Origin of the sequence: Enterococcus sp. DIV0546 (assembly GCF_051712785.1) — a bacterium.
GTDB lineage: Bacteria > Bacillota > Bacilli > Lactobacillales > Enterococcaceae > Enterococcus > Enterococcus faecalis.
In genome coordinates this window covers 1,187,386-1,209,367 of the sequence record NZ_JBIOPO010000001.1, presented here as the reverse complement: position 1 = coordinate 1,209,367, position 21,982 = coordinate 1,187,386, and the positions used below count along the sequence as shown (strand labels likewise).

At 38.1% G+C, this 21,982-nt stretch carries 19 protein-coding genes; all 19 read right to left on the bottom strand.

Translation table 11 applies throughout. The features are described from left to right. Window positions 1–4 precede the first annotated feature (4 nt). Entirely contained in the window at window positions 5–1,267 is a 1,263-nt protein-coding gene (locus IGJ24_RS05830; RefSeq protein WP_010822788.1) for an ABC transporter permease, read from the bottom strand. Continuing rightward, on the bottom strand, window positions 1,260–2,159 hold the full coding sequence (locus IGJ24_RS05825; RefSeq protein ID WP_002357699.1) for an ABC transporter ATP-binding protein: 900 nt from the start codon (window positions 2,157–2,159) through the stop codon (window positions 1,260–1,262). Before IGJ24_RS05825 ends, IGJ24_RS05830 begins: the two co-directional genes overlap by 8 nt. Window positions 2,160–2,263: 104 nt before the next feature. After that, complete coding sequence (locus IGJ24_RS05820; RefSeq protein ID WP_002377612.1) at window positions 2,264–2,521, bottom strand: DUF3884 family protein; 258 nt, start codon at window positions 2,519–2,521, stop codon at window positions 2,264–2,266. A gap of 603 nt (window positions 2,522–3,124) precedes the next feature. Further along, window positions 3,125–4,921, bottom strand: coding sequence for an excinuclease ABC subunit UvrC (gene uvrC, locus IGJ24_RS05815; protein ID WP_002366633.1), 1,797 nt, complete (start codon window positions 4,919–4,921; stop codon window positions 3,125–3,127). A gap of 164 nt (window positions 4,922–5,085) precedes the next feature. Beyond that, a complete protein-coding gene (gene trxA / locus IGJ24_RS05810; protein WP_002357703.1) occupies window positions 5,086–5,400 on the bottom strand; it encodes a thioredoxin in 315 nt (104 codons plus the stop codon). Between the two features lie 97 nt (window positions 5,401–5,497). Beyond that, window positions 5,498–7,864 (bottom strand): endonuclease MutS2, encoded by a 2,367-nt coding sequence (locus tag IGJ24_RS05805; protein ID WP_033600560.1) that lies wholly within the window; start codon window positions 7,862–7,864, stop codon window positions 5,498–5,500. Window positions 7,865–7,974: 110 nt separating this feature from the next. Beyond that, window positions 7,975–8,523 (bottom strand): CvpA family protein, encoded by a 549-nt coding sequence (locus tag IGJ24_RS05800; RefSeq protein ID WP_002357705.1) that lies wholly within the window; start codon window positions 8,521–8,523, stop codon window positions 7,975–7,977. Window positions 8,524–8,542: 19 nt separating this feature from the next. Then, on the bottom strand, window positions 8,543–8,986 hold the full coding sequence (zapA, locus tag IGJ24_RS05795) for a cell division protein ZapA (protein ID WP_002357706.1): 444 nt from the start codon (window positions 8,984–8,986) through the stop codon (window positions 8,543–8,545). Window positions 8,987–9,254: 268 nt separating this feature from the next. Then, the gene (locus IGJ24_RS05790) at window positions 9,255–11,333 is read right to left on the bottom strand and encodes a heavy metal translocating P-type ATPase (RefSeq protein WP_289865808.1); all 2,079 of its coding nucleotides are present in this window, start codon (window positions 11,331–11,333) and stop codon (window positions 9,255–9,257) included. Window positions 11,334–11,454: 121 nt separating this feature from the next. Further along, window positions 11,455–12,459: an ATP-binding cassette domain-containing protein gene (locus tag IGJ24_RS05785; RefSeq protein ID WP_289865809.1), complete on the bottom strand. Its 1,005-nt coding sequence runs from the start codon at window positions 12,457–12,459 to the stop codon at window positions 11,455–11,457. Then, the gene (modB, locus tag IGJ24_RS05780; protein ID WP_289865810.1) at window positions 12,456–13,127 is read right to left on the bottom strand and encodes a molybdate ABC transporter permease subunit; all 672 of its coding nucleotides are present in this window, start codon (window positions 13,125–13,127) and stop codon (window positions 12,456–12,458) included. Before modB ends, IGJ24_RS05785 begins: the two co-directional genes overlap by 4 nt. An 8-nt stretch (window positions 13,128–13,135) precedes the next feature. Further along, on the bottom strand, window positions 13,136–13,936 hold the full coding sequence (modA, locus tag IGJ24_RS05775) for a molybdate ABC transporter substrate-binding protein (RefSeq protein WP_002360416.1): 801 nt from the start codon (window positions 13,934–13,936) through the stop codon (window positions 13,136–13,138). An 18-nt stretch (window positions 13,937–13,954) separates the two neighbouring features. Further along, window positions 13,955–14,926: a molybdopterin-binding protein gene (locus IGJ24_RS05770; RefSeq protein WP_289865811.1), complete on the bottom strand. Its 972-nt coding sequence runs from the start codon at window positions 14,924–14,926 to the stop codon at window positions 13,955–13,957. Window positions 14,927–14,929: 3 nt separating this feature from the next. Beyond that, window positions 14,930–15,412, bottom strand: a complete 483-nt coding sequence (locus tag IGJ24_RS05765; RefSeq protein ID WP_002365607.1) for a MogA/MoaB family molybdenum cofactor biosynthesis protein — start codon at window positions 15,410–15,412, stop codon at window positions 14,930–14,932. After that, on the bottom strand, window positions 15,405–15,839 hold the full coding sequence (locus IGJ24_RS05760) for an MOSC domain-containing protein (protein ID WP_104846129.1): 435 nt from the start codon (window positions 15,837–15,839) through the stop codon (window positions 15,405–15,407). Before IGJ24_RS05760 ends, IGJ24_RS05765 begins: the two co-directional genes overlap by 8 nt. Window positions 15,840–15,841: 2 nt before the next feature. Continuing rightward, window positions 15,842–16,816, bottom strand: a complete 975-nt coding sequence (gene moaA / locus IGJ24_RS05755; protein ID WP_002377623.1) for a GTP 3',8-cyclase MoaA — start codon at window positions 16,814–16,816, stop codon at window positions 15,842–15,844. Next, the gene (gene moaC, locus IGJ24_RS05750) at window positions 16,813–17,322 is read right to left on the bottom strand and encodes a cyclic pyranopterin monophosphate synthase MoaC (protein ID WP_002369470.1); all 510 of its coding nucleotides are present in this window, start codon (window positions 17,320–17,322) and stop codon (window positions 16,813–16,815) included. Before moaC ends, moaA begins: the two co-directional genes overlap by 4 nt. Before the next feature lie 719 nt (window positions 17,323–18,041). Further along, window positions 18,042–19,244: a molybdopterin molybdotransferase MoeA gene (locus tag IGJ24_RS05745; protein ID WP_289865812.1), complete on the bottom strand. Its 1,203-nt coding sequence runs from the start codon at window positions 19,242–19,244 to the stop codon at window positions 18,042–18,044. 17 nt (window positions 19,245–19,261) lie between these two features. Further along, window positions 19,262–21,982, bottom strand: coding sequence for a formate dehydrogenase subunit alpha (fdhF, locus tag IGJ24_RS05740; RefSeq protein ID WP_289865814.1), 2,721 nt, complete (start codon window positions 21,980–21,982; stop codon window positions 19,262–19,264).

Below are 21,982 nucleotides of genomic sequence, written 5' to 3'. Positions count from 1 at the left end.
AAAATTATTTATGCTTTTGTTCATTTTTTAAAATAGAAATTGACTGTTTTAAAGATTGAATCATGCCGCCTTCGCTGTATACAAGAACGTTTGATTTGTATAAACGAGCAGAGAAGATTGTTAAAATAATTCCAAAAACTGCCAAAATCACTAATGAGACAATTGCTTCCATTGTTGATGCCGTTTCGGTCGCCAAGCGTACTGGCATAATGTATGACGAAATCAGCGGAATAAAGGAAGTCACTTTCACCACGATATTTTGTGGATCATTCGTCCCAAACGTAATGCCAATCATATAACCGATTAAACCAATATACATGATGGGCTGAACTGCTTTTGCTGTATCCTCTGGTTTGGAAACAAGAGAACCACAAAGTGCTGCCAAAACAGCAAAAACGAGAATACCAATAATGAAAAAGCCTAATGTAAAAATAAAGGTTGATGAAAAAATACTTTGTGGTGAAATACCACTTAATAGACTTTTCATAAAATCAAGATTTTTCAATTGAGAATAGCCGAGAACAAACGCCACTCCGTAAATGAAAATTTGTGTTAAAGCTACTAGAATAACCCCAGTTAATTTGCCATAAAAATGGGTTTGCGCTTTTGTACTAGAGAGAATAACTTCCATGATTCTAGTGCCTTTTTCAGAAGCAATCTCTTGGGCAATAATTGAAGAATAACTGCTGATGAAGACAAATAACAAAATTGTTATCCCCATTGCTAACGCCATTTGAATCCCTGTGTTATCTTCTCCTGTTTTTATTTTGCCATTTTCATCAAAACTAATTTTGGCTTTTTTAAATGTTGCTTGTTGATTCAACATGGCAACTTGCTCAGCTGTTAGGTTTAAACGATTGGCATTCGCCATTGTTTGTAATTGGTTTAACATTTGAGGGATTAGCATCTCGGTTGCATTTCCTAAAGAGCGTTCAGAGTAAAGCTGACCAGAAATCTGATTATCTGTAGTGTCCAAAAATAAATAGGCATCAATTTTCTCGTCTTTTAATTGTTCTTGGGCCTTTTTCTCAGAAGAAACAGCTTTGAAAGAAAAGTCCTCTGTTTTATTCTTTGTCAACTCTTTAACGAGCGCTTGATTTTCCGAAACCAGACCAATGGTAGTATCTCCTGAAAAACCGCTAGCTAGAGAGCCCGCTAAGTAAACAATTCCTACAAGAAGAAATGGCGCTAAAATCATGATTAAGAAAGACAGCGACTTCACATTTTTCTTATAGACATCAGTCGCAATAATCCAAAATTTACTCATCTTGCCCACCTACTTTCATTTTGAAAATTTCTTCCAATGTTGGTGGTTGTTGATTAAACATTGGAATGTAGCCGTTGGCTGTCGCTTTATCAAACAACACTTTGCCCACTTCAGCGTTTTCTAATGTCGCTTCTAAGACGCCATCTTGTCGCAAGTGTGCTTCTTTCACACCTGCTGTAGCAGCAACTTCCTCAACAGATAACGGTGATTCTAAGAATAATTTTGTTCGACCAAATTGTTGTCGAATTTCATGAACCTGACCATCTAAAACCATGCGTCCATTTTTTAACATGACTAAATGGTCACAGATTTTCTCCACATTGTCCATATTATGACTGGAAAAAATGACACAAGAACCTTGATTTTTCAATTCAATAATGCCGTCTTTTAATAATTCTGCATTAACTGGATCCAAGCCACTGAATGGTTCGTCTAAAATAATTAACTTCGGTTCATGAATAAGTGTCGCAATCAATTGAACTTTTTGTTGATTTCCTTTTGATAAAGATTTAACTTTATCCGTTTTTTTGCCTTTAACTTGAAATTTTTCCATCCAAAAGTCAATTTTAGGTTCAATTTCTTTTTTAGTTTTCCCCCGCAATGAAGCGAAATAAATTAGTTGGTCTTCAATCGTAATTTTAGGATATAAACCCCGTTCTTCTGGTAAATAACCAATAATATTGTATTCTTTTTCGTTTAATGGTTGACCATTCCATAAAACCGACCCGCTATCTTGTGTTAAAAAATTTAAAATCAAGCGAAACGTAGTTGTTTTCCCGGCACCATTTTGGCCAATTAATCCTAAAATTTTCCCGTCCGGTATCGTAAAGGATACATGATCAACTGCTTTAAAATCCCCAAAGGTTTTGACTAACTCTTTTACCTCTAACACATAAACGCCCCCTTCACTTTTTCTAAACCGCTGTTTAGTTACTCATATCGTATCTTTCCTGTGTTGGCTTGTCAATGACAATTGTTATGGAAAGATGTTGCACTTTAATCAGACGCTTTATTTTCTGCTAAACGAAAAAGGCCATCCGTCTCGGCAGAAATATACACTTCATTTGCGGACAAGCCTGTACTTTCATAAAATGTATTTTTAAATTCCTTTGCCGATTTTGATGATTGACAGGCCCAAATTCGACCTGTACGATTCAGCCACGTACCCAATTCATTCATTAAACGCTCATCAATCAGTAATTGATTTGGTACTTTTTTAAATTTTATTTGATAAACGGGTGTTAGTATTTTCATGATCAGACGTCCTCTCTTTTAAGTTAGTTTTAGTATATCACGAAAGAAATCGTTATCATATTTTCTTGAGAGTTCAACTTTTCATGAAAAAATTGAATAAAAAAAACAGAGCCTGGGACAAAAATCACTTTGGATTTTTGTCCCAGGCTTAAAACCTTACAAACGGCGGGAACAGAACCAACACTACGCGTTGCTCCGATCTCAACAACTTCTAAGGTGTTTTCTCGACATGCGTCTCGTCACAGTACAGCCTTCAAAAGAGCTACAGCTCTAAGAGTTGCGATGTTTCACTGTGAAGCATGAACAGATGAAATCATCGTACCTACTTGGTGAAGGTCCTTCGGAAATAAGCCGAAATTGTTGAGAATCACGAAGAACGTAGTGATTCGATGATGAACAATACCTACTTGGTCTCCAAAAATTAAAGAGCACTGGGTAGGTATCATGCAACATCAACTCGTTCCTCGTTGTGTTTTATGACAATTTTCGGAAATTCCTTCTTATTGCTGAGAAACACTATTTGCAAAGCAAATAGATGTTGAACAGTACCTACTTGGTTCTCGGAGCTAAACGTTTCTGTCCCGACCTCTGGCTTGTTTTCATTTATTTTTCTATCTCAGAGGTTGTTTCTTGGTGCAAATGACGATACACATTCTTCGCGACAGTTTCAGGTAACCCAGCTTTTCTTAATTCTTCAACACTGGCTGCCGTAATATTTTTAAGCGATTTAAATTCTTTTAAAAGATTTTTTTTGCGTTTCGGTCCCAAGCCTTCAATGTTATCTAATTTGGAAGCAAAACTATTTTTACTACGTAATTGACGATGAAATGTGATGGCAAAACGATGGACTTCATCTTGGATTCGTTGCAACAAGAAAAATTCTTGTGAGTTTCTTTCCAATGGTACAACTTCTAAGTTTGGACCAAATAAAAGTTCACTCGTTTTGTGCTTGTCGTTCTTGGCTAATCCAGCTACAGGAATATCGACTCCTAGTTGATTGGCTAACACATCTTTGGCAACATCGACTTGACCTTTACCACCATCGATTAAAATTAAATCAGGAAAAGGCAAGCCTTCTTTTAAAACTCGTGAATATCTGCGATAAATGACTTCTCTCATAGAAGCGTAATCATCAGGACCTTGGACGGTTTTTATTTTATATTTTCGATACTCATTTTTAGCTGGCCGTCCGTCAATAAACACAACCATCGCAGAAACAGGGTTGGTTCCCATAATATTTGAATTATCAAATGCTTCAATTCGAATGGGCGCAGGTATGTTCATCGCATTGCCTAATTTTTCAACTGCGCCAATTGTTCGTTCTTGTTTCCGTACAATCAAATCAAATTTTTCATTTAAAGCAACTGCAGCATTTTTACTGGCTAATTTAACCAGTTTTTTCTTTTCTCCCCGTTGCGGCTGCAAGATTTTCGTAGCTAATAAAGCTTCGACGCTTTCTTTATCAATGTCATCAGGAATCAAGACTTCTTTTGGCACAAAATGCTCATTCTCTTGATAAAATTGTCCAATAAAAGTTAAAAATGCTTCACTGGCATCATCATAAAATGGAAAAATCGATACATCACGTTCGATTAATTTTCCTTGTCTGACAAAGAATACTTGGACACACATCCAGCCTTTATCAACAGCATAACCAAACACATCACGATCAATTAAATCTACATTCGTCATTTTTTGGCGGGTCATAACTGTTTCAATCGCTTTAATTTGATCGCGAAATTCTGCAGCTTTTTCAAATTCCATATGTGCAGCTGCATAAGCCATTTTTTCTTGTAAGCGGTCCTGAATTTCTGTATGTCCACCAGAGAGAAACCCTTTAATCTCTTCCACCATATCTTTGTAGACTTGCGGATCCACATCAAAAGCATAGGGACACAGACATTGTCCTAAATGATAATACAAACAAGGTGTTTTTTGCGATGGATTACATTTTCGCAAAGGAAAAAGCCGATCTAACAGTTTCTTTGTTTCATTCGCTGCATTTACATCTGGATATGGCCCGAAATATAACGCTTTATCTTTTAAAACCTTTCGAGTAATCATTAAACGAGGATATTTTTCGTTTGTGATTTTGATAAAAGGATAGGTTTTATCGTCTTTTAACATGATGTTATATTTGGGATTATTTTTATGGATTAAATTAATTTCTAATAAAAGTGCTTCAATATTCGATTCTGTCACAATATATTCAAAATCATCGATTTCACTGACTAATCGTTCTGTCTTAGTATCATGGCTACCACGAAAATAAGATCGGACACGGTTTTTCAAAATTTTGGCTTTCCCAACATAGATAATCGTGCCGTTTTTATCTTTCATTAAATAACAACCAGGTTGATCAGGAAGCAGTGCTAATTTATTTTTTATTCGTTCGTTCATACGATACTTCCTTTCTAACAAAATGCTTCGTCTATTATACACCTCTTTTTGTAATTAAACAAAAAAAGCCGCTACTTTATGTACGAAAGAAACAGCCTGAAAAGACAATCGCTAATGATTTCTCTTCAGACTGAATCAGACTATTCGTAATGACTAATCAACGTTTATAAGTGTTTGGCAATCATTGCTTGCAATTGGTCTTTTGTATGAACACCGACTGCTTTTTCAACAACTTCGCCATCTTTTTTCAATAGCAATGTTGGGATGCTCATGATTCCAAAACTTGCTGGTGTTGCAGGATTTTCATCCACATCCATTTTGACGATTTTCACTTCGTCTTCATCATATTCTTCAGATAATTGTTCTAAGATGGGTGCTTGCATACGACAAGGGCCACACCAAGTTGCCCAAAAGTCGATTAAGACTAATCCTTCATCTGTTTCTGTTGCAAAATCTTTATCGGTAATTGCTTGTGTCATTTCACAAACCTCCTACTCTTTACTCTTATTACATGCTTAGTATAACACGTCATCTCTAAGATAGCGAGTGTTCTGCTTACTTATTGTAAGTCCTTGTTTATTGGAATTTTACGACAGTCGCACCATTACCACCTTGGTTTTGTGGCGCAAATTCATAGCTTTTCACACTGCGGTGATTTTTTAAAAATTCCGTTATTCCGGTTCTTAATGCACCTGTTCCTTTGCCGTGAACAATGGTTACTTGTGGATAGCCCGCTAGAATCGCAGCATCAATGTATTGGTCAACTTCTGCCAATGCTTCCTCGTAGCGTTTGCCACGTAAGTCTAGTTGTGTGCCAACATGACTGCTTTCTGCAGAACGAACCGTTGTAACTCTTGGTTTTGCTTCTTTTTGTGGAGCGACAGGCGTCATATCCTCTTCAGATACGTTCATTTTTAAAATGCCCAATTGGACTTGCCATTGTCCTTTGCCGTTGTCTTTTAATAAGGTCCCTCGTTGGCCGTAGGTATTGACAATTACTTCATCGCCAGCTTTTAATTTTTTCTGCTCTTTCGCCTTCTTCAGCACTTTGTTTTTAGCAAGCTTGGTTTCTTCGTGGTGTAATTGAGAAAGTTGTGTTTTCGCATCAATTAACTGATGTTCTTTGACACCACCTTGTTGGCCACTTTCCAATTGCATTTTGCGAATATCAGAAATAATGGTTTCTGCGTTTTCTTCCGCTTCTGCAATAATTTTGTTTGCTTCTTTCCGCGCTTTTTGTAATTCTTTTTCTCGTTCTTCAAAAAATACTTGATAGGCTTCTTTTAGTTCCTTATGCAAAGCTGCCGATTCATCGACATAGTGGCGAGCTTCTAAGTATTCAGTTTCGGCCATTTTGCGACGGTTTTCCAAGTCTTCAATCATTTCGTTTAAATCTTGACTTTCACCGTCCATTATTTGTTTTGCAGCTTCAATAATACTGTTGTCTAATCCAAGACGTTTCGAAATTTCAAAAGCATTACTTCGGCCAGGCACGCCAATTAATAAACGATAGGTTGGACTCAAAGTATCTACATCAAATTCCATACTGGCATTGATTGTTCCAGCTCGATTATAGCCATACACTTTTAATTCAGGATAATGGGTTGTTGCCATCACATAGGCTCCTTTAGCACCCAATGAATCTAAAATGGCAATCGCTAAAGCGGCCCCTTCTTGCGGATCTGTCCCAGCACCTAATTCATCAAATAGTACTAAACTTTGATGATCGACTTTCTTTAAGACAGACACGATATTCGTCATATGTGAAGAGAAAGTACTTAAACTTTGTTCAATCGATTGTTCATCCCCGATATCCGCAAATACTTCTGTAAAAATCCCCATTTTACTCTCTTCTTCAACTGGAATAGGTAATCCAGCTTGACCCATTAATTGTAAAAGACCTAACGTTTTCAGAGTAATGGTTTTCCCGCCGGTATTAGGCCCTGTAATCACAATTGCTTGATATTCTTCTCCAATCACAATGTCATTGGCTACAGCTTTTTCTGGATCCAATAGTGGGTGCCGGGCTTGTTTAAAAACTACATGATTTGCTTGACTAATTTCTGGAACAACTGCTTTTAGTTCTTTTCCAAGTCGCGCCTTAGCATTAATAAAATCAAGTTTACCGATGACATAAGCATTATGCGTAATTTCACGGCGATAAGGGACCAACTCGGCCGACAGTTCTGCCAAGATGCGAGTAATCTCATTTCTTTCGGCAATTTGTTGTTGTCGCAAGCGATTATTCATTTCTAAAATTTGTTTAGGTTCAATAAATAAGGTTTGACCTGAAGCACTTTGGTCGTGAACCACGCCACCAAAAATATTTTTATATTCTTGTTTGACTGGAATCACGTAGCGTTCATTTCGCATAGTAACAAGGGCATCACTAAGGTAACGTGCGTTTTTCCCACGAATAATACTATCTAGTTCTTCTCGAATGGTCTGCTCACTACGTCGAATATTTTGCCGAATTGCCTTTAAGGCTGGCGAAGCTTCATCTGTGACGTAGCCATCATCATCAATGGCTTGTTTGAGTTGGCGATTTAATTCAGGCAAAACTTCTAGTTGCTCTCGCCACATATATAAACGTTCAAAATCCACTTCATTTTCACTTAACTCATCAAAAAAACGAGTCAGTTCTGAAGTAGTCGACAAGACACGGCCTACTTGTGCTAATTCTACACCATTTAAATCCGCACCAATTTCAATCCGTTTCATGTGTGGTTGGATATTTTCTAATTTAGGAATAGGGATTCCACCACGTAATCGTTGAACTTTTAAACCATCCTGTGTTTCATTTAGCCATGATTGAATTTTATTTTCATCAGCAATCGGTAATAATTCCGAAACTTCGTTTGTCCCCTGAGCTGTCACAATAAATTGCAACAACTGTTGTTTTACTTTATCAAACCCTAATGTTGATAGAATGCGCTGATTCATTTTTCCACCTACTTTTCTAACTTTTTCATTTGTTGAAAAGACTGAGACATAACATAAGAAGTTTCGCTTTGCTCACTTACTTCTTATCTCTATCTCAGTCCCATTCAGCTTTATTTCGTAATTGGTTCAACCCATAATTCATATGCTTGTTTTGTTAGAATTGGGGTATTTTTTACAATGCCTCGTGCCAAGCCACTTGACCGAAACTGATTTTGGACAATATCTGACGGAATCATTGACGCCGTAGCTAACACTAGAAAAAGACCCACGTATAATACAAGAACACTTAATACGCCACCTAATAGTCCATTTACCTGTTTCAAAACTGGAATAAATGTTAATCCATGTAAAAAGATAGCTAAAAAACGAACGACTAACCAGCCTGCAAACAGCAATAATAGAAACGCAACCGCTGAATAAAAGGCTTTGTCCAAGTCTAAAGAAATCTCTTGATTAAAAAAGACAAGCTTTGACGTTGGCGTAACCGATGGATATGGAATATACAATTCTAAATGAGAGGCGACCTCTTTGTAATAGGTTCGAGCAACAAAATATGAAATTAAGTAACCTACCGAATAGAGCACTTGTAAAATCAAGCCTCGTTTAGCTCCTGTATAAAATCCAAAGGCTAAAAGTAATAAAATAAGTATTGTTAACATCTTGTCATCCTTTCAGGAACTACTCCGAAACACCTTTATTTTGAATCTGCTGTTTTCGATTTTCATTCAAAATTTGTTGGGCTTCCACATGATTATGAATTTCTACATCTTCTTGTCCATTCTTTTTCAAAACATCTCGTGCTTCTTCTTCGATAATTTCCATTCGGCGCACACGATTCTCTAATTCAGCCAAACGAATGGTTTTCTGTTTTAAGTCTGCTACTTGTTTTTCCAATTTTAAAGCATATTCTTGTTTTTTTAGTTGATCTGAAATTGCATTAATTGCTAATAAAACAGAAGCTTGTTCCGTATCAGTTTGCGGAGAAAGATGTTTAATTTCCGCCAGTTGTTCGTTGACAATTTTTGTGACTAAATCCATATGTTGTTTTGACTCTTGGCCAATAATTGTATACGTATGGTCTGCAATGATTGCTTTATATCGTGTTTTTTCATTTGATGCCATGTTGAGGTTCCCTCCTGTAAATCAATCCATTCTTGCTTATTGTACCATGAAAAAAAAGCGAAGCGCAATTTTCGTACAAATTCTCTCTTATTATATGCCACAAAGCGAAAAATTTAAAGATTTCTTTACAAGAACTCTGGCAATTTAAGAACGAATAGAAATTGTGTAGGAGAAAAAGCGTGGAACAAAAAGTCAAAGTGATTTTTGTCCCACGCTCAAACTCTGATAATCAGCTAAAAATGTTTGTTTCAGCTGTACTTTTTAAGGCTTAGTTATTATCTTTCATCTTTTCTACACGTAAACAACGCATAGCATTTAAAACAGCGATAATAGTTACACCAACATCAGCAAACACTGCTGCTTGCATTGAAGCCAAGCCTAATGCACCTAGTACCAAAACAATGATTTTAACAGCAATCGCAAAGATAATGTTTTGTTTAACAATTCTCAATGTTTTTCTTGATAATTTAATCGCAGAGGCGATACGACTTGGTTCATCATTCATAATCACCACATCAGCTGCTTCAATTGCCGCGTCACTTCCTAAACCACCCATGGCAATCCCAACATCAGCCCGGGCTAAAACAGGTGCATCATTCATGCCGTCACCAACAAAGGCAACTTTGTTTTTAGGTGAAGATGCTTTTAACAACTCTTCTAAACGATCCACTTTGCCATCTGGTAAAAGTTCTGCATAAACTTTGTCAACACCAACTTCTTTTGCAATAGCTTCTGCAACTTGTTGATTGTCTCCAGTCAGCATAACAGTTTGTTTGACCCCTTCAGCTTTTAATTCTTTTATTGCTGAAATGGCGTCTGGTTTCAATTGATCCGCAATCACTAAGTAGCCTGCAAATTGATTATCAATAGCGACAAAAATTAAAGTTCCCGCTTCCTTCACTTCTGGTGCTTCGATACCAAATTGTTTCATTAACTTCGCATTACCGACTAAAACTGTTTTACCTTCAATTGTGGCTTTGATACCGTGTCCAGCAACCTCTTCAATTGCTGTTGCTGGAACAGTTTCTTTGCCATAGCTTTCTTTAATAGAAATAGCAATAGGATGAGTGGATAATTGTTCTGCTGTTGCTGTTAAACGTAACAACTCTTCTTCAGGTAAGACAACACTAGTTATGTTTTGAACCACAAAATTTCCTTTTGTTAGCGTACCAGTTTTATCAAAAACAATTGTTTCCGTATTCGCTAAAATTTCTAAATAGTTGCTTCCTTTAATTAAAACACCTAGTTTGCTGGCTCCGCCAATTCCACCGAAGAAACTTAAAGGAACAGAAATGACTAAGGCACATGGACAAGAAATAACCAAGAACGTTAATGCCCGATAAACCCATTCATTAATAGAAGTATCAGGGAAAATAAATGGTGGAATCACTGCCAATAAGACAGCTAAAACAACGACAACTGGTGTATAGTAACGAGCAAATTTAGAAATAAAGTTTTCTGCAGGGGCTTTTTTACTGCTAGCATTTTCAACTAAATCTAAAATTTTGCTAACTGTTGAATCCCCAAATTTTTTCGTAACATTAATGGTCAAGGCCCCATTTTTATTGATAAAACCACCTAAGATTTCATCGCCGACTTTGACCGTTCTTGGAACGGATTCACCAGTTAACGCAGAGGTATCTACCATACTTGATCCATCAATAATTTGACCATCTAATGGAACTTTTTCACCTGGTTTCACTAATATTTGTTGCCCAATTTCAATTGTATCTGGAGCGACCGCTTTTATTTGTCCATTTACTAAAAGATTTGCTGAATCCGGACGAATATCCATTAATTTGGCAATTGATTTTCTGGATTGATCAACCGCAGCACTTTGGAACCATTCGCCGACTTGGTAGAACAACATTACTGCCACAGCTTCGGGATATTCCCCAATAAAGAATGCCCCAATCGTTGCCACAGACATTAAGAAATTTTCATCAAACACTTCCCCACGAAAAATATTTGTTACCGCTCGTTTGACAATGTCGCCACCAATTAAGACATAAACGACTAAATAAGACGCCAAAGCAACCCAATTATTACTTGGCTTAATGATAATAAGTGCTAAAAATAAAACAAATGCAATAATGATACGAATTAAGCGATTCTTATTTGGATTACGTCCCTCTTCTTCTTTGACATCTGGTTCTAACTTACCAATGACTGCACGCGCTTCATTTTCGACTTCTAAATCATGTCCTGATTCAACTTCCAGTGTCATCTTTTCAGCCATGAAGTCCACACGCGCTTTTTCTACTCCGTGAATTTTTTGGACAGATTTTTCAATTTTATCTGCACAACTTGCACAATCAAGTCCTTCTAGTTTATAACTCTTTTGCATTTAAACACCTTCACTCCCTATATAATAGCGATTATTCCGTTTACATGAATAACCTTTCATGAATCTATTATAAATGAAGATGCAATCATATGTCAACCGCTTCACGTAATCTTTTTCTATTTTATAGACATAATGGCATAATTGCTGTAGGTGGAATGGATAACTGAGTAATAACTTTCGGATTGAGTCTATTGCTGCCTTTCCACCAAATTTTGGTTTGTTGGTGTTGAAACCAAGCACTTTGTTCAAAAGGTGCTGACAATGTTTGTAAGTGATGCACTTCGATTTGATTGGTTGCCTGCGGTTCTGTTGTGAAATCATGGGCCCGAATACCAATAGAATGACAAGAAATAGGAACTTCTTGTGTAACCGTTAGTGTTTGTTGCCAACCAATCACTTGGACTCTGTGCGCATCTATGCGTTTGACAGGCCAAATATTTTTACAACCAGTGAGTTTAGCTGCTTCAATCGTTTGAGGTTGGTTAAATAATTGATTTGTTTCCCCAAAAAGTGTTTGGTTTTTTGTGATTATCACTAAACTCTGACATAGCTTATACAGTTCATCTAAACTATGACTCACAATTAAGGCATGTTGATTTAAATTACTTAATCGCTGTTGAAGTTCAATTTGCAGCTCTTCCTTTAAGGGTGCATCTAATGCGGAAAATGGCTCATCTAATAATAGGTAAGCCGGCTGAGCCGCTAGCATTCGCGCAAAAGCCACTCGCTGTCTTTGTCCTCCAGAAAGTTGACTAGGATATTGTTGTTGGACTTTAGTTAAGTGAAAAGACGCAAGCAATTGAGTGACCAATTGTAAATCTTTTGTCACGCACGTCAGATTTTCTACTACCGATAAATGAGGAAACAACGCATACTGCTGAAACAAAAGACCAATTTTTCGTTGTTGCGGCGACAAATTGATCTTTTTTTCAGCATCGAATAAGACTTGATCATTTAAAACAATCTGACCTTTATCCGCAGTCTCAACACCCGCAATACATTTTAATAACATACTCTTGCCACAACCAGAAGCACCTAAAATTCCTGTTGTTTGCGTCTTTGTTTCAAACTGAATTTGCAAAGTATGACTTTTCAATTCTTTTTGAATATCAACAATTAATCTCATTCCGATCTTCTCCAAGCGCGCTGACTAAAAAATTCCGTAAAAAATAAAATAATCAGGCAAAGTAATAACATAATCACAACATATTGATTGGCTAAGCGCCAATCCCCACTTGCTACAGCAGAGTAGATAGCTAAAGGAAGCGTTCTTGTTTTGCCAGCAATATTCCCTGCTAACATTGTCGTCGCTCCAAATTCACCTAACCCACGGGCAAAGGCTAACACGCCACCGGCCAAGAGACCGTTCATCGACAAAGGTAACGCAATTTTTCTAAAATATCGACTTTCCGAAAACCCGAGTGTCTGGGCCACCGCCAACAATTCACTATCCATTTGTTCAAACGCCGTTAAGGCTGAACGATACATTAAAGGAAATGAAACAGCAACGGCAGCAATAACCGTAGCTGACCATGAAAAAACAACTTGAATGGCAAAAAAATCAAGTAAAAACTGGCCCACTGGTTGCTGAACACCAAAAATAGTTAAGAGAAAAAAACCAAAAACAGTCGGCGGTAAAACTAATGGCAACGTAAATAAACTGTTCAAAAGAATTTTTAATTTACGATTTTTCAAACGAAAAACAATATACGCAACGCCTGTTCCTAAAACAAAAGTAAATAAAATGGCGATTATTGCTGTCTGAAAAGATAAAAGAATTGGTCGAACATCCATTTTCCCACCTACTTTGTTAACTTAAAGCCAATATTTTCAAAATATTTTCTGCATTGTTGACTCTGTAAAAAATTTAAAAAAGCATCCGCTGATTTTTGTTTCTTAGAGGCGGCAACTTTACCAACTGGATAGATGATTGGCTTCTTCAAAGCAGCTTCAGGCATGGCCGCAACAATCGCTACTTTTGAATTGGTTGCTGCATCTGTCGCATAAACTAAGCCAGCTTCTGCACTTGCATTAGCCACCCATTCAAGGACTTCTGTTACATTCGTACCAAAGCTTGCGTGTTTTTCTACATAAGACCAAGCGCCTAAAGCTTTTAAGCCTTCTTCGGCATATTGACCAGCTGGAACACTCGCAGGATCACCAATTGCTATCATTTGGGCCTTTTTTAAATCAGAAAAATCATGCCACTTTGCTTGATCTTGGTTAGGCACAATAAGAACGAGCTGGTTTTCCAATAAAGGAACGACACTTTTCTTATTAATTAGTTTTTCTGCAACCAATGCATTCATTTGTTTTGTCGAAGCCGAGAAAAATACATCGGCTTTTAGGCCTTTTTCAATTTGCATCTGTAATTTTCCAGAACTATCATAGGTTCCAGTTACCTGAATATCTGGATGCTCTTTTTCAAAGGCTGGAATAATTTTCTTCTCCATGACTGATTCTAAGCTAGCTGCTGCCGCAAGGGTTATTTCTTCTTTTTTTGTTGAAACTGTTTCTTTTTGCGGCTGATTTGTACATGCAGCAATTAGGGCAACTAAACTGAATAAACTAAGCAAGAATACAGCCTTTTTTTGTTTAGACATTTGAACGCCTCTTTTCTTTTATAAATACCCGCCATAACTCAAGTCAATAATTTCAGATTTTTTTATCACTTCTTTGGCCATTAATCTTGGTAATAACAAATCAAAAACCGTTTTTTCTGAAAATAAAACACCACCTGGTAAGCCAATGATCGTTTGCTCTCCTTTATAAGCTAGCAAAAACATTGAGCCTGGTAAGACTGGTGTCCCATGGGTTACGATTTCAGCACCTGTCTGCTTAATTGCTAACGGTGTCAAGTCATCAGGATCTACACTCATACCACCTGTACAAACAATCAGATCAAGCCCTTGTGCTAACATCTTTTTGATCGCAACAGTAATTTTTTGCGGCTGATCATCGACAATTTCTTGCTTGACAATCGTAACTAAAGGATACGCGGAGAACTTGGCTTTTAACACAGGGTAAAAAGCATCCTCAACCAATCCTGTGTAAACTTCACTGCCAGTAGTTATAATCCCGACCCTTATTTTTTTGAAAGGTTTCACAGAGATTAGTGGCTCAGACGTGCTGAGCTGGCGTGCCTTTTCTAATTGCCCTCTAGAAATTGTTAGTGGAATCACTCGAAAGGCTGCAACTTTTTCATCTTTCTGAACTTCTATATTGGTAATTTTAGTTGACAAGGCGAGACCTTCAATTTCATTTAAAGCAATTAATTTTTCTCGATTGACTTTTAAAAGGCCTCTCGTGCTAGCTTTAGCAACAATTTTTCCTTCATGGACTTCACTCGGCTGACATGAGTCATCTGTTAACAGGTTATACAAAAATGTCGCTGCCTCTTCTTCATGTATTTCTGCTGGATCCAAGGAAACAAACAGATGTTTTTTCCCTAATGATAAAAGAATTGGAATATCTTCTTGAACAACTATATGTCCTTTTTTAAAACACACTTCCTTGGTTTTCCCATAGTCAATTCGCGTAATATCATGACTCAATGGAAGGCCAACTGCCTCTTCTGTTCGAATTGTTTTCATGGTTTATTCCTCATCATGTATGATTTTTTTATTTGTGATTAAATCCAAAGCGTGGGGCAAAACAGGCAACAAAAAATGCAAATGTTCTGTTACACTTTTTGGGCTACCTGGCAAATTAACAATGAGCGTGCGTCCTCTTTGAACAGAAACGCCTCGACTTAACATAGCAAATGGTGTTTTTTCCAAGCTAAGTTGACGTAAGCCCTCACTAATCCCAGGAATGATTCGCTCTGCTACACGTAAGGTAGCTTCTGGGGTCCGATCCCGTTCACTCAACCCTGTGCCGCCTGTCGTTAAAATCAAATCACAGGTCTTAGACCACTCTTGCAATAGCTCTACTAATTGATTTTCTTCATCTGGTAAAATGGTTTGTTTGGTTACCTGGTAGAGCACAGGTAACTGTTCACGAATCAAGGGACCCGATTGATCGACAGCAAGCCCTTGAAAGCAACGATCACTTAATGTTACAATGCCCACTTTAAACAACGTCTAACTGGTCTCCTTTTTTAATGTGACCTTCTGTCACAACGACTGCAAAGATTCCTTCTCTAGGCATGATGCAATCGCCCACTCGCGCGTATATCTGACAGTGTTTATGGCACTCTTTCCCAATTTGAGTAACCACCAATTCGGAATCGCCTATTTTCATTTTCGTTCCAACGGGTAATTGACGTAAATCAACCCCTGAGACGATTATGTTTTCCCCAAAAGCACCATTGCCAACCCGAGCTCCTTTTTCATTGAAAGCCGTTATTTCTTCAAAAGATAACAAACTGACTTGTCGATGCCAATTCCCGCCGTGCGCATCATTTTCTAATCCAAAGCCTTTAATTAAGTTGACTTCAGGAATTTCCTTTTTCTGTGTGCCTCTTCGCGGGCTAATATTTATTGCAATAATTTCTCCTGTTTTCATACTTACCCTCCTATTTGTGACATAAATCGTTGTTCTCCTTGTTGTTCCAAGAAAAGATGTTTTTCAGGCTTACAGGCAATGCCACTCTTGATAATCCCTAACAATTCTGCTGTTTGTTCCTTAGCTAAAGCTTCCTTTAACGAGTAGCCGTCTGCAGAATGCAGGCACGTTTTTAAATGGCCGTCTGCAGTAATTCGGATTCGATTGCACGTCTCGCAAAAACAATGCCCTAATGCACTAATAAAACCTATTTTTCCTTTAAAATCTTTTAAGGCGTAATAACTAGCAGGGCCATTGCCCAATGTTTTTTTGTATGGTTGCAACGTTCCATAATGTTTGGTTAAAATGGCTTCTACTTCTTCTTGTTGCTTACCTGGATGCGCCTTCCCTAATCCAATTGGCATCATTTCAATGAAACGAAGGTGCACAGTCTCTTTCTTAGCGATTTCAGCCAGTTCTACAATTGTTGCTTCACTTAGCTCTTTCCTAGCTACAGTATTAATCTTGATATTAGGTAGTCCCACATCAATCGCTTGTTCTAAGCCCGCCAGAACATTCCTTAACTGACCAACTCTTGTTATTTCTCGAAATTCTTCTGGATCCAAAGTGTCTAAGCTAATATTAACGCCGTCCAAGCCCGCCTCTTTTAATCCTTGAGCCTCACGAGCTAACTTCATGCCATTAGTCGTTAGGGTTACTTTTTCGATGCCTGAGATTTGCTTTATCCTTTTAATTAAAGAGAGTAAATTTGGTCTAACAAGCGGTTCACCACCTGTTAATTTAACTTTTTTGATGCCTTCTTTCGCTAATATCCTCAATAAAAAAATAATCTCATCATCTGTTAGAAGCTGCTCTTTTTTTAAAAAGCAAAGACCTGTTGCTGGCATGCAATACGTGCAACGTAAGTCACAACGATCTGTTAAAGACAAACGAACATAATCAATTTCACGGTTAAATGCATCTTTCATGCTGTTCACTCATCACTTTCCTTTGATTTAATTGAAGAACGAATGAAATGACCACTACGTCCACCATTTTTCTCTAATAAACCAATGTTTGTCATTGTCATTCCTCGATCAATTGCTTTACACATGTCATAAATTGTTAAGAGGGCTGCCTGCACACCTGTTAGCGCTTCCATTTCAACACCAGTTGAACCCACTGTTTTTGTAAAGCAACGTACTTCTAAACAAGTTTGATTGCGCCAATCAAACTGAATTTCACACTTTGTCAAAGCAACCAAATGACACAAAGGAATCCATTCAAACGTTCGTTTTGCGGCGGTAATCCCAGCTACTCTTGCTACCTGTAATACTTCACCTTTTTTAATCATTTGGGTCTGGATCGCTTCTGCTGTCGCTTCCAACATGTGAATTTCTCCATAAGCGAGGGCTGTTCTTTGAGTGTCATTTTTTTCCGAAATATCAACCATATGCACTTCTCCTTGTGTATTCAAGTGCGTAAATTCCTTACTTTGAACCATTTCTCCACCTCACATTTGACATTTGTTAACGTTTACACAATACTTCTTTTTCAAGTGTATCACTCTTGCATCAAAAAAACAATCTGGCATCCACAATTTTTTTTAGCGAGAAATCGAAGTAAAAAAACGTTAAGCGTCAAAAATTACGTGCTTCGCTTAGTCTGACCAAACTTTTGTCTAAGTTTTAAAACTTGATAAGCAATAAGAGGTCGGGACAGAAGTGCTTAACTCCGAGAACCAAGTAGGTACTGTTCAACATCTATTTGCTTTGCAAATAGTGTTTCTCAGCAATAAGAAGGAATTTCCGAAAATTGTCATAAAACACAACGAGGAACGAATTGATGTTGCATGATACCTATCCGGTGTTCTTTAATTTTTGGAGACCAAGTAGGTATTGTTCATCATCGAATCACTACGTTCTTCGTGATTCTCAACAATTTCGGCTTATTTCCGAAGGACCTTCACCAAGTAGGTACGATGATTTCATCTGTTCATGCTTCACAGTGAAACATCGCAACTCTTAGAGCTGTAGCTCTTTTGAAGGCTGTACTGTGACGAGACGCATGTCGAGAAAACACCTTAGAAGTTGTTGAGATCGGAGCAACGCGTAGTGTTGCTTCTGCTCCCGCCGTTTATCAATTTTTAAGCCTGGAACAAAAATCCAAAGTGATTTTTGTTCCAGGCTCTTACTTTCATACTAATCTTAGGTCAGGTTGTCATCAAGTTTGCCAATAATAGACTTTTACAAGCGCGCCTTTTTTGAGTAACACACCAGCTGGTTGTTCTAGCAGGCAATTTGTTTCTAAAGTATTTGATAAATTGGATGAAAGATGACTTTTTGTCACTAAATTTACTTTGCCATCTATTTCTTTCGCTCGGTAAAATCGACGTAGTCTACTGGGGGCTAATTCATGCGCTAAAATTGCTGTTCGTTCCTTGAGATTTAACTCGACACAATTAAAAAAAGTAGCTAATAATGTCCAGTAAAAAAGATGTAAATTAACCATTGCCGCAAACGGATTGCCTGAAACGCTTAAAATGAGTGTTTCTTGAAATTTACTTCCCATAACTGGGGTTCCAGGTTTCATATTTACAAAATGAAACAACTCTGTTCCTCCGATACGTTTAATCGCTAAAGGTAAATTATCCTTTTCACCTACCGAAACACCACCACAAGTAATTAATAAATCAAGTTTTGGTAAAATCTCAATCAGCCTATTCGCTAATTCTTCAGGGTCATCTGAACAATGGTCTAGGTGGATTACTTCATTGCCACTCGCTTTGACAAAAGCTGCTAACATGTAGAGATTACTATTATAAATTTTCCCAACTGACAGTGGTTCTTCCAAAGAAACTAACTCACTACCGGTCGCTAAAATCCCCACCTTCATGCGCTTCAAAACAACAACTTTATCAATCCCTTGCATTGCCAACAAACCAATCATACGACTATTAATCTGTTGATGTTTTGCTAAAATTTTTTGCTGAAAAGCAATATTTTCTCCAATTTCCGCATAGTTTTGGCCCGCTGTGACAGAGCGAAAAATTTTAACATGGTCTTGCCCAAAATCCGTCCATTCTTGTGGCACTACAGCATCAAAATCGGTTGGAATAAAAGCACCTGTCGTTATTTTAATCGCACAGTTATTCGTCTGATTACAATAAAACATGGAATCCCCTGCCACTAAAGAACCGACGACTTTTAAACAACTTGGGCTTTCAGCAGTCGCACCTCGTGTTTCTACTGCACGAACGGCATACCCATCCATCCCGGCACGAGGAAAATGAGGAATCGCTGTCTCTGCAAAAATGGTTTCTCCGCTAATCCGCCCCAAGGAATCAAGCAGCGCCACTTCTTCTGTTTCACATTGACTCTTCATATGTTGGGTCATTTTCTCTCGTGCTTCTTCCAACTCGATCATGTTTTAACCATCCTTTTTTATTTATTCACTGGTTTAATCGCAACGGCACAAACTTTATATTCAGGAATTGTGGCGATATCATCAAATACAGCATTGGTAATTTCGTTAACATTCCCATCTGGAAAGTGGAATGTCATAAAGACTTCTTGCGGAAATACTCGATTTCCGACAGCCGCATAGGTTTCAATTTTGCCACGTCGAGAATGAACTTCCACTTTGTCACCTTCTTGGATTCCCAGAGCTTGTGCATCGACGGCATTTATCTCAATATAAGAGTGATTCGCTATTTGGTTAATCCCTTCCGTTCGTCCTGTCATTGCTCGGGTATTGTAATGGTAAAGCATTCGGCCTGTCGACATTAAATACGGGTACTCTTCATCTGGTAATTCTTGTGCTTGCTTATACGGAATTGCTTTAAATAAACCTTTCCCACGAGAAAAACTGCCCACATGCATAATCGGCGTACCTGGATCTGTCAAGCTCCGACAAGGCCATTGTAAGCTCTCCTTCTCTAATCGTTCATAATTAATTCCACCAAACGAAGGCGTCATAGCTGAAATTTCTTCCATAATTTCTTTTGCAGATTCATACGCACAAGGATAGCCCATTCGTGTCATGACTTCACAAAAAATTTCATAGTCTTCTCGCGCTTGTCCTCTTGGTTCAACAGCTTTACGGACTCTTTGCACGCGCCGTTCTGTATTTGTAAATGTCCCGTCTTTTTCTGCATAACTGATGCCTGGTAAAACGACATCTGCATAAGCAGCCGTTTCTGTCATAAATAATTCTTGAACAACTAAAAAGTCTAAACTTTCTAAAGCTTGACGAACATGTCCTGTGTCTGGATCCGTAACAATTGGATCTTCTCCAAAAATATAAAGGCCTTTGACGTTTCCTGCCGTTGCTGCTGGTAAGACTTTAGTAGAAGTTAAACCTGTGTTTCGATTTAACGGCACATGCCAAGCTTTTTCAAATTTGTCGATTACTTCTGGATTGTTGACTTTTTGATAACCTGGGAAATCATAAGGCATACAGCCCATATCGCAAGCACCTTGAACATTATTTTGACCTCGCAAAGGATTGACACCACAGCCTGGTTTTCCAACTTTACCAACCAACATTGCCAAATTAGACATACTCATAACACCCTCAGTTCCTGTCGAATGTTCCGTTACGCCTAAACAATAAATGATTGGTGCTTTCTCTGCTTTTGCATACATGCGTGCTGCTTGAATTAAATCTTCTGGATGAATATGACAAATTTCTGCGACTTTTTCCGGCGTATAATCAGCCACCATTTTTTCTAAATCTGAAAATCCTTCTGTCCGTTCTTCAATAAAATGGCGATCTGCTAAACCTTCTTTCAAAATCACATGCATCATGCCATTAGCAAATGCGACATTCGTTCCCGCCTGAACTTGTAAATGCAGTGCACTATCCTTCACTAAGTTAATTTTCCGCGGATCAACAACAACAACTTGCGTTCCTCTTTGGATGGCTTGGCGAATTTGCGCACCAATAACTGGATGAGCTTCCTCTGGATTGGAACCTACTAATAAAATCATGTCGACATCTTCAGTGATATCAGCAATAGGATTAGTCATCGCACCAGAGCCTAAGGTTTGGGCTAAACCATGGACCGAAGCCGAATGACAAACACGGGCACAGTTATCAACATTATTGGTACCAAAAGCAGCACGCACCATTTTTTGAAAGACATAATTATCTTCATTTGTCGCTCTAGAGCACGAAAAACCAGCAAGAGCATCCGGACCGTTTTCTGCTTTAATTTCGTTAAATTTTGACGAAACAAGCGTTAAGGCTTCTTCCCAAGAAGCAGGTTCAAAAATCCCATTCCGTTTAATTAATGGCTCCGTTAAGCGATCTCCTGACCCAACAAATTTATATGAAGCAAATTTTCCTTTCACACAAAGTAAATTTTTATTAGCTGGTCCATCCAGGGGTTCAACACCCACCAAACGATTATTTTTAACGAGTAAATTCATCTGACAGCCTGTCCCACAATGCGGACAAGTTGTAGGAATTTTCTGGGTTTCCCATTTGCGGTACTCTTTCGTATCTTTTGCTGTTAACGCTCCTGTAGGACAGGAAGAGACACAATTGCCACATGATTCACAGATAGATTGATCAAACGCCTGCCCATAACTTGGCATCATTTTTGTTTCAAAGCCACGATTAGCAATACTGAGTACATCTCTTCCCTGCCGCAATTGACAGACACGAGCACAACGACGACACATGATACACTTTTCTGGATCATAAGAGAAAAATGGATTACTGGTATCTTCTTGATGGCAAGGCATTCTTTTTCCCTCGGTAAAGCTAGTGGCATCAATCCCATAATCTAGCGCATACTGTTGTAATTGACAATCCCCGTTTTTTCCACAAGAAAAACATTCTAATTTATGATTACTCAATAATAAATCAAGAATAAAACGTCTGGAATCAGCAACTTTTTCAGAATGTGTTGACACAACCATGTCCTCTTGACAATGTGCCGTACAAGCAGTTGTTAAGCCACCACGTCGGCCGCCTTCCACCTCAACCACGCACATCCGACAAGAACCATCAGGTGCTAATTCCTTTAAATGACAGAGCGTTGGAATTTCAACACCTAGCGTTTTCGCTGCTTCGAGAATAGTAGTCCCTTTAGGCACAGTTACTTCTTGGTTATCAATAGACAACGTAACTGTTTGCGTATGCAACTTTGTTTTCAT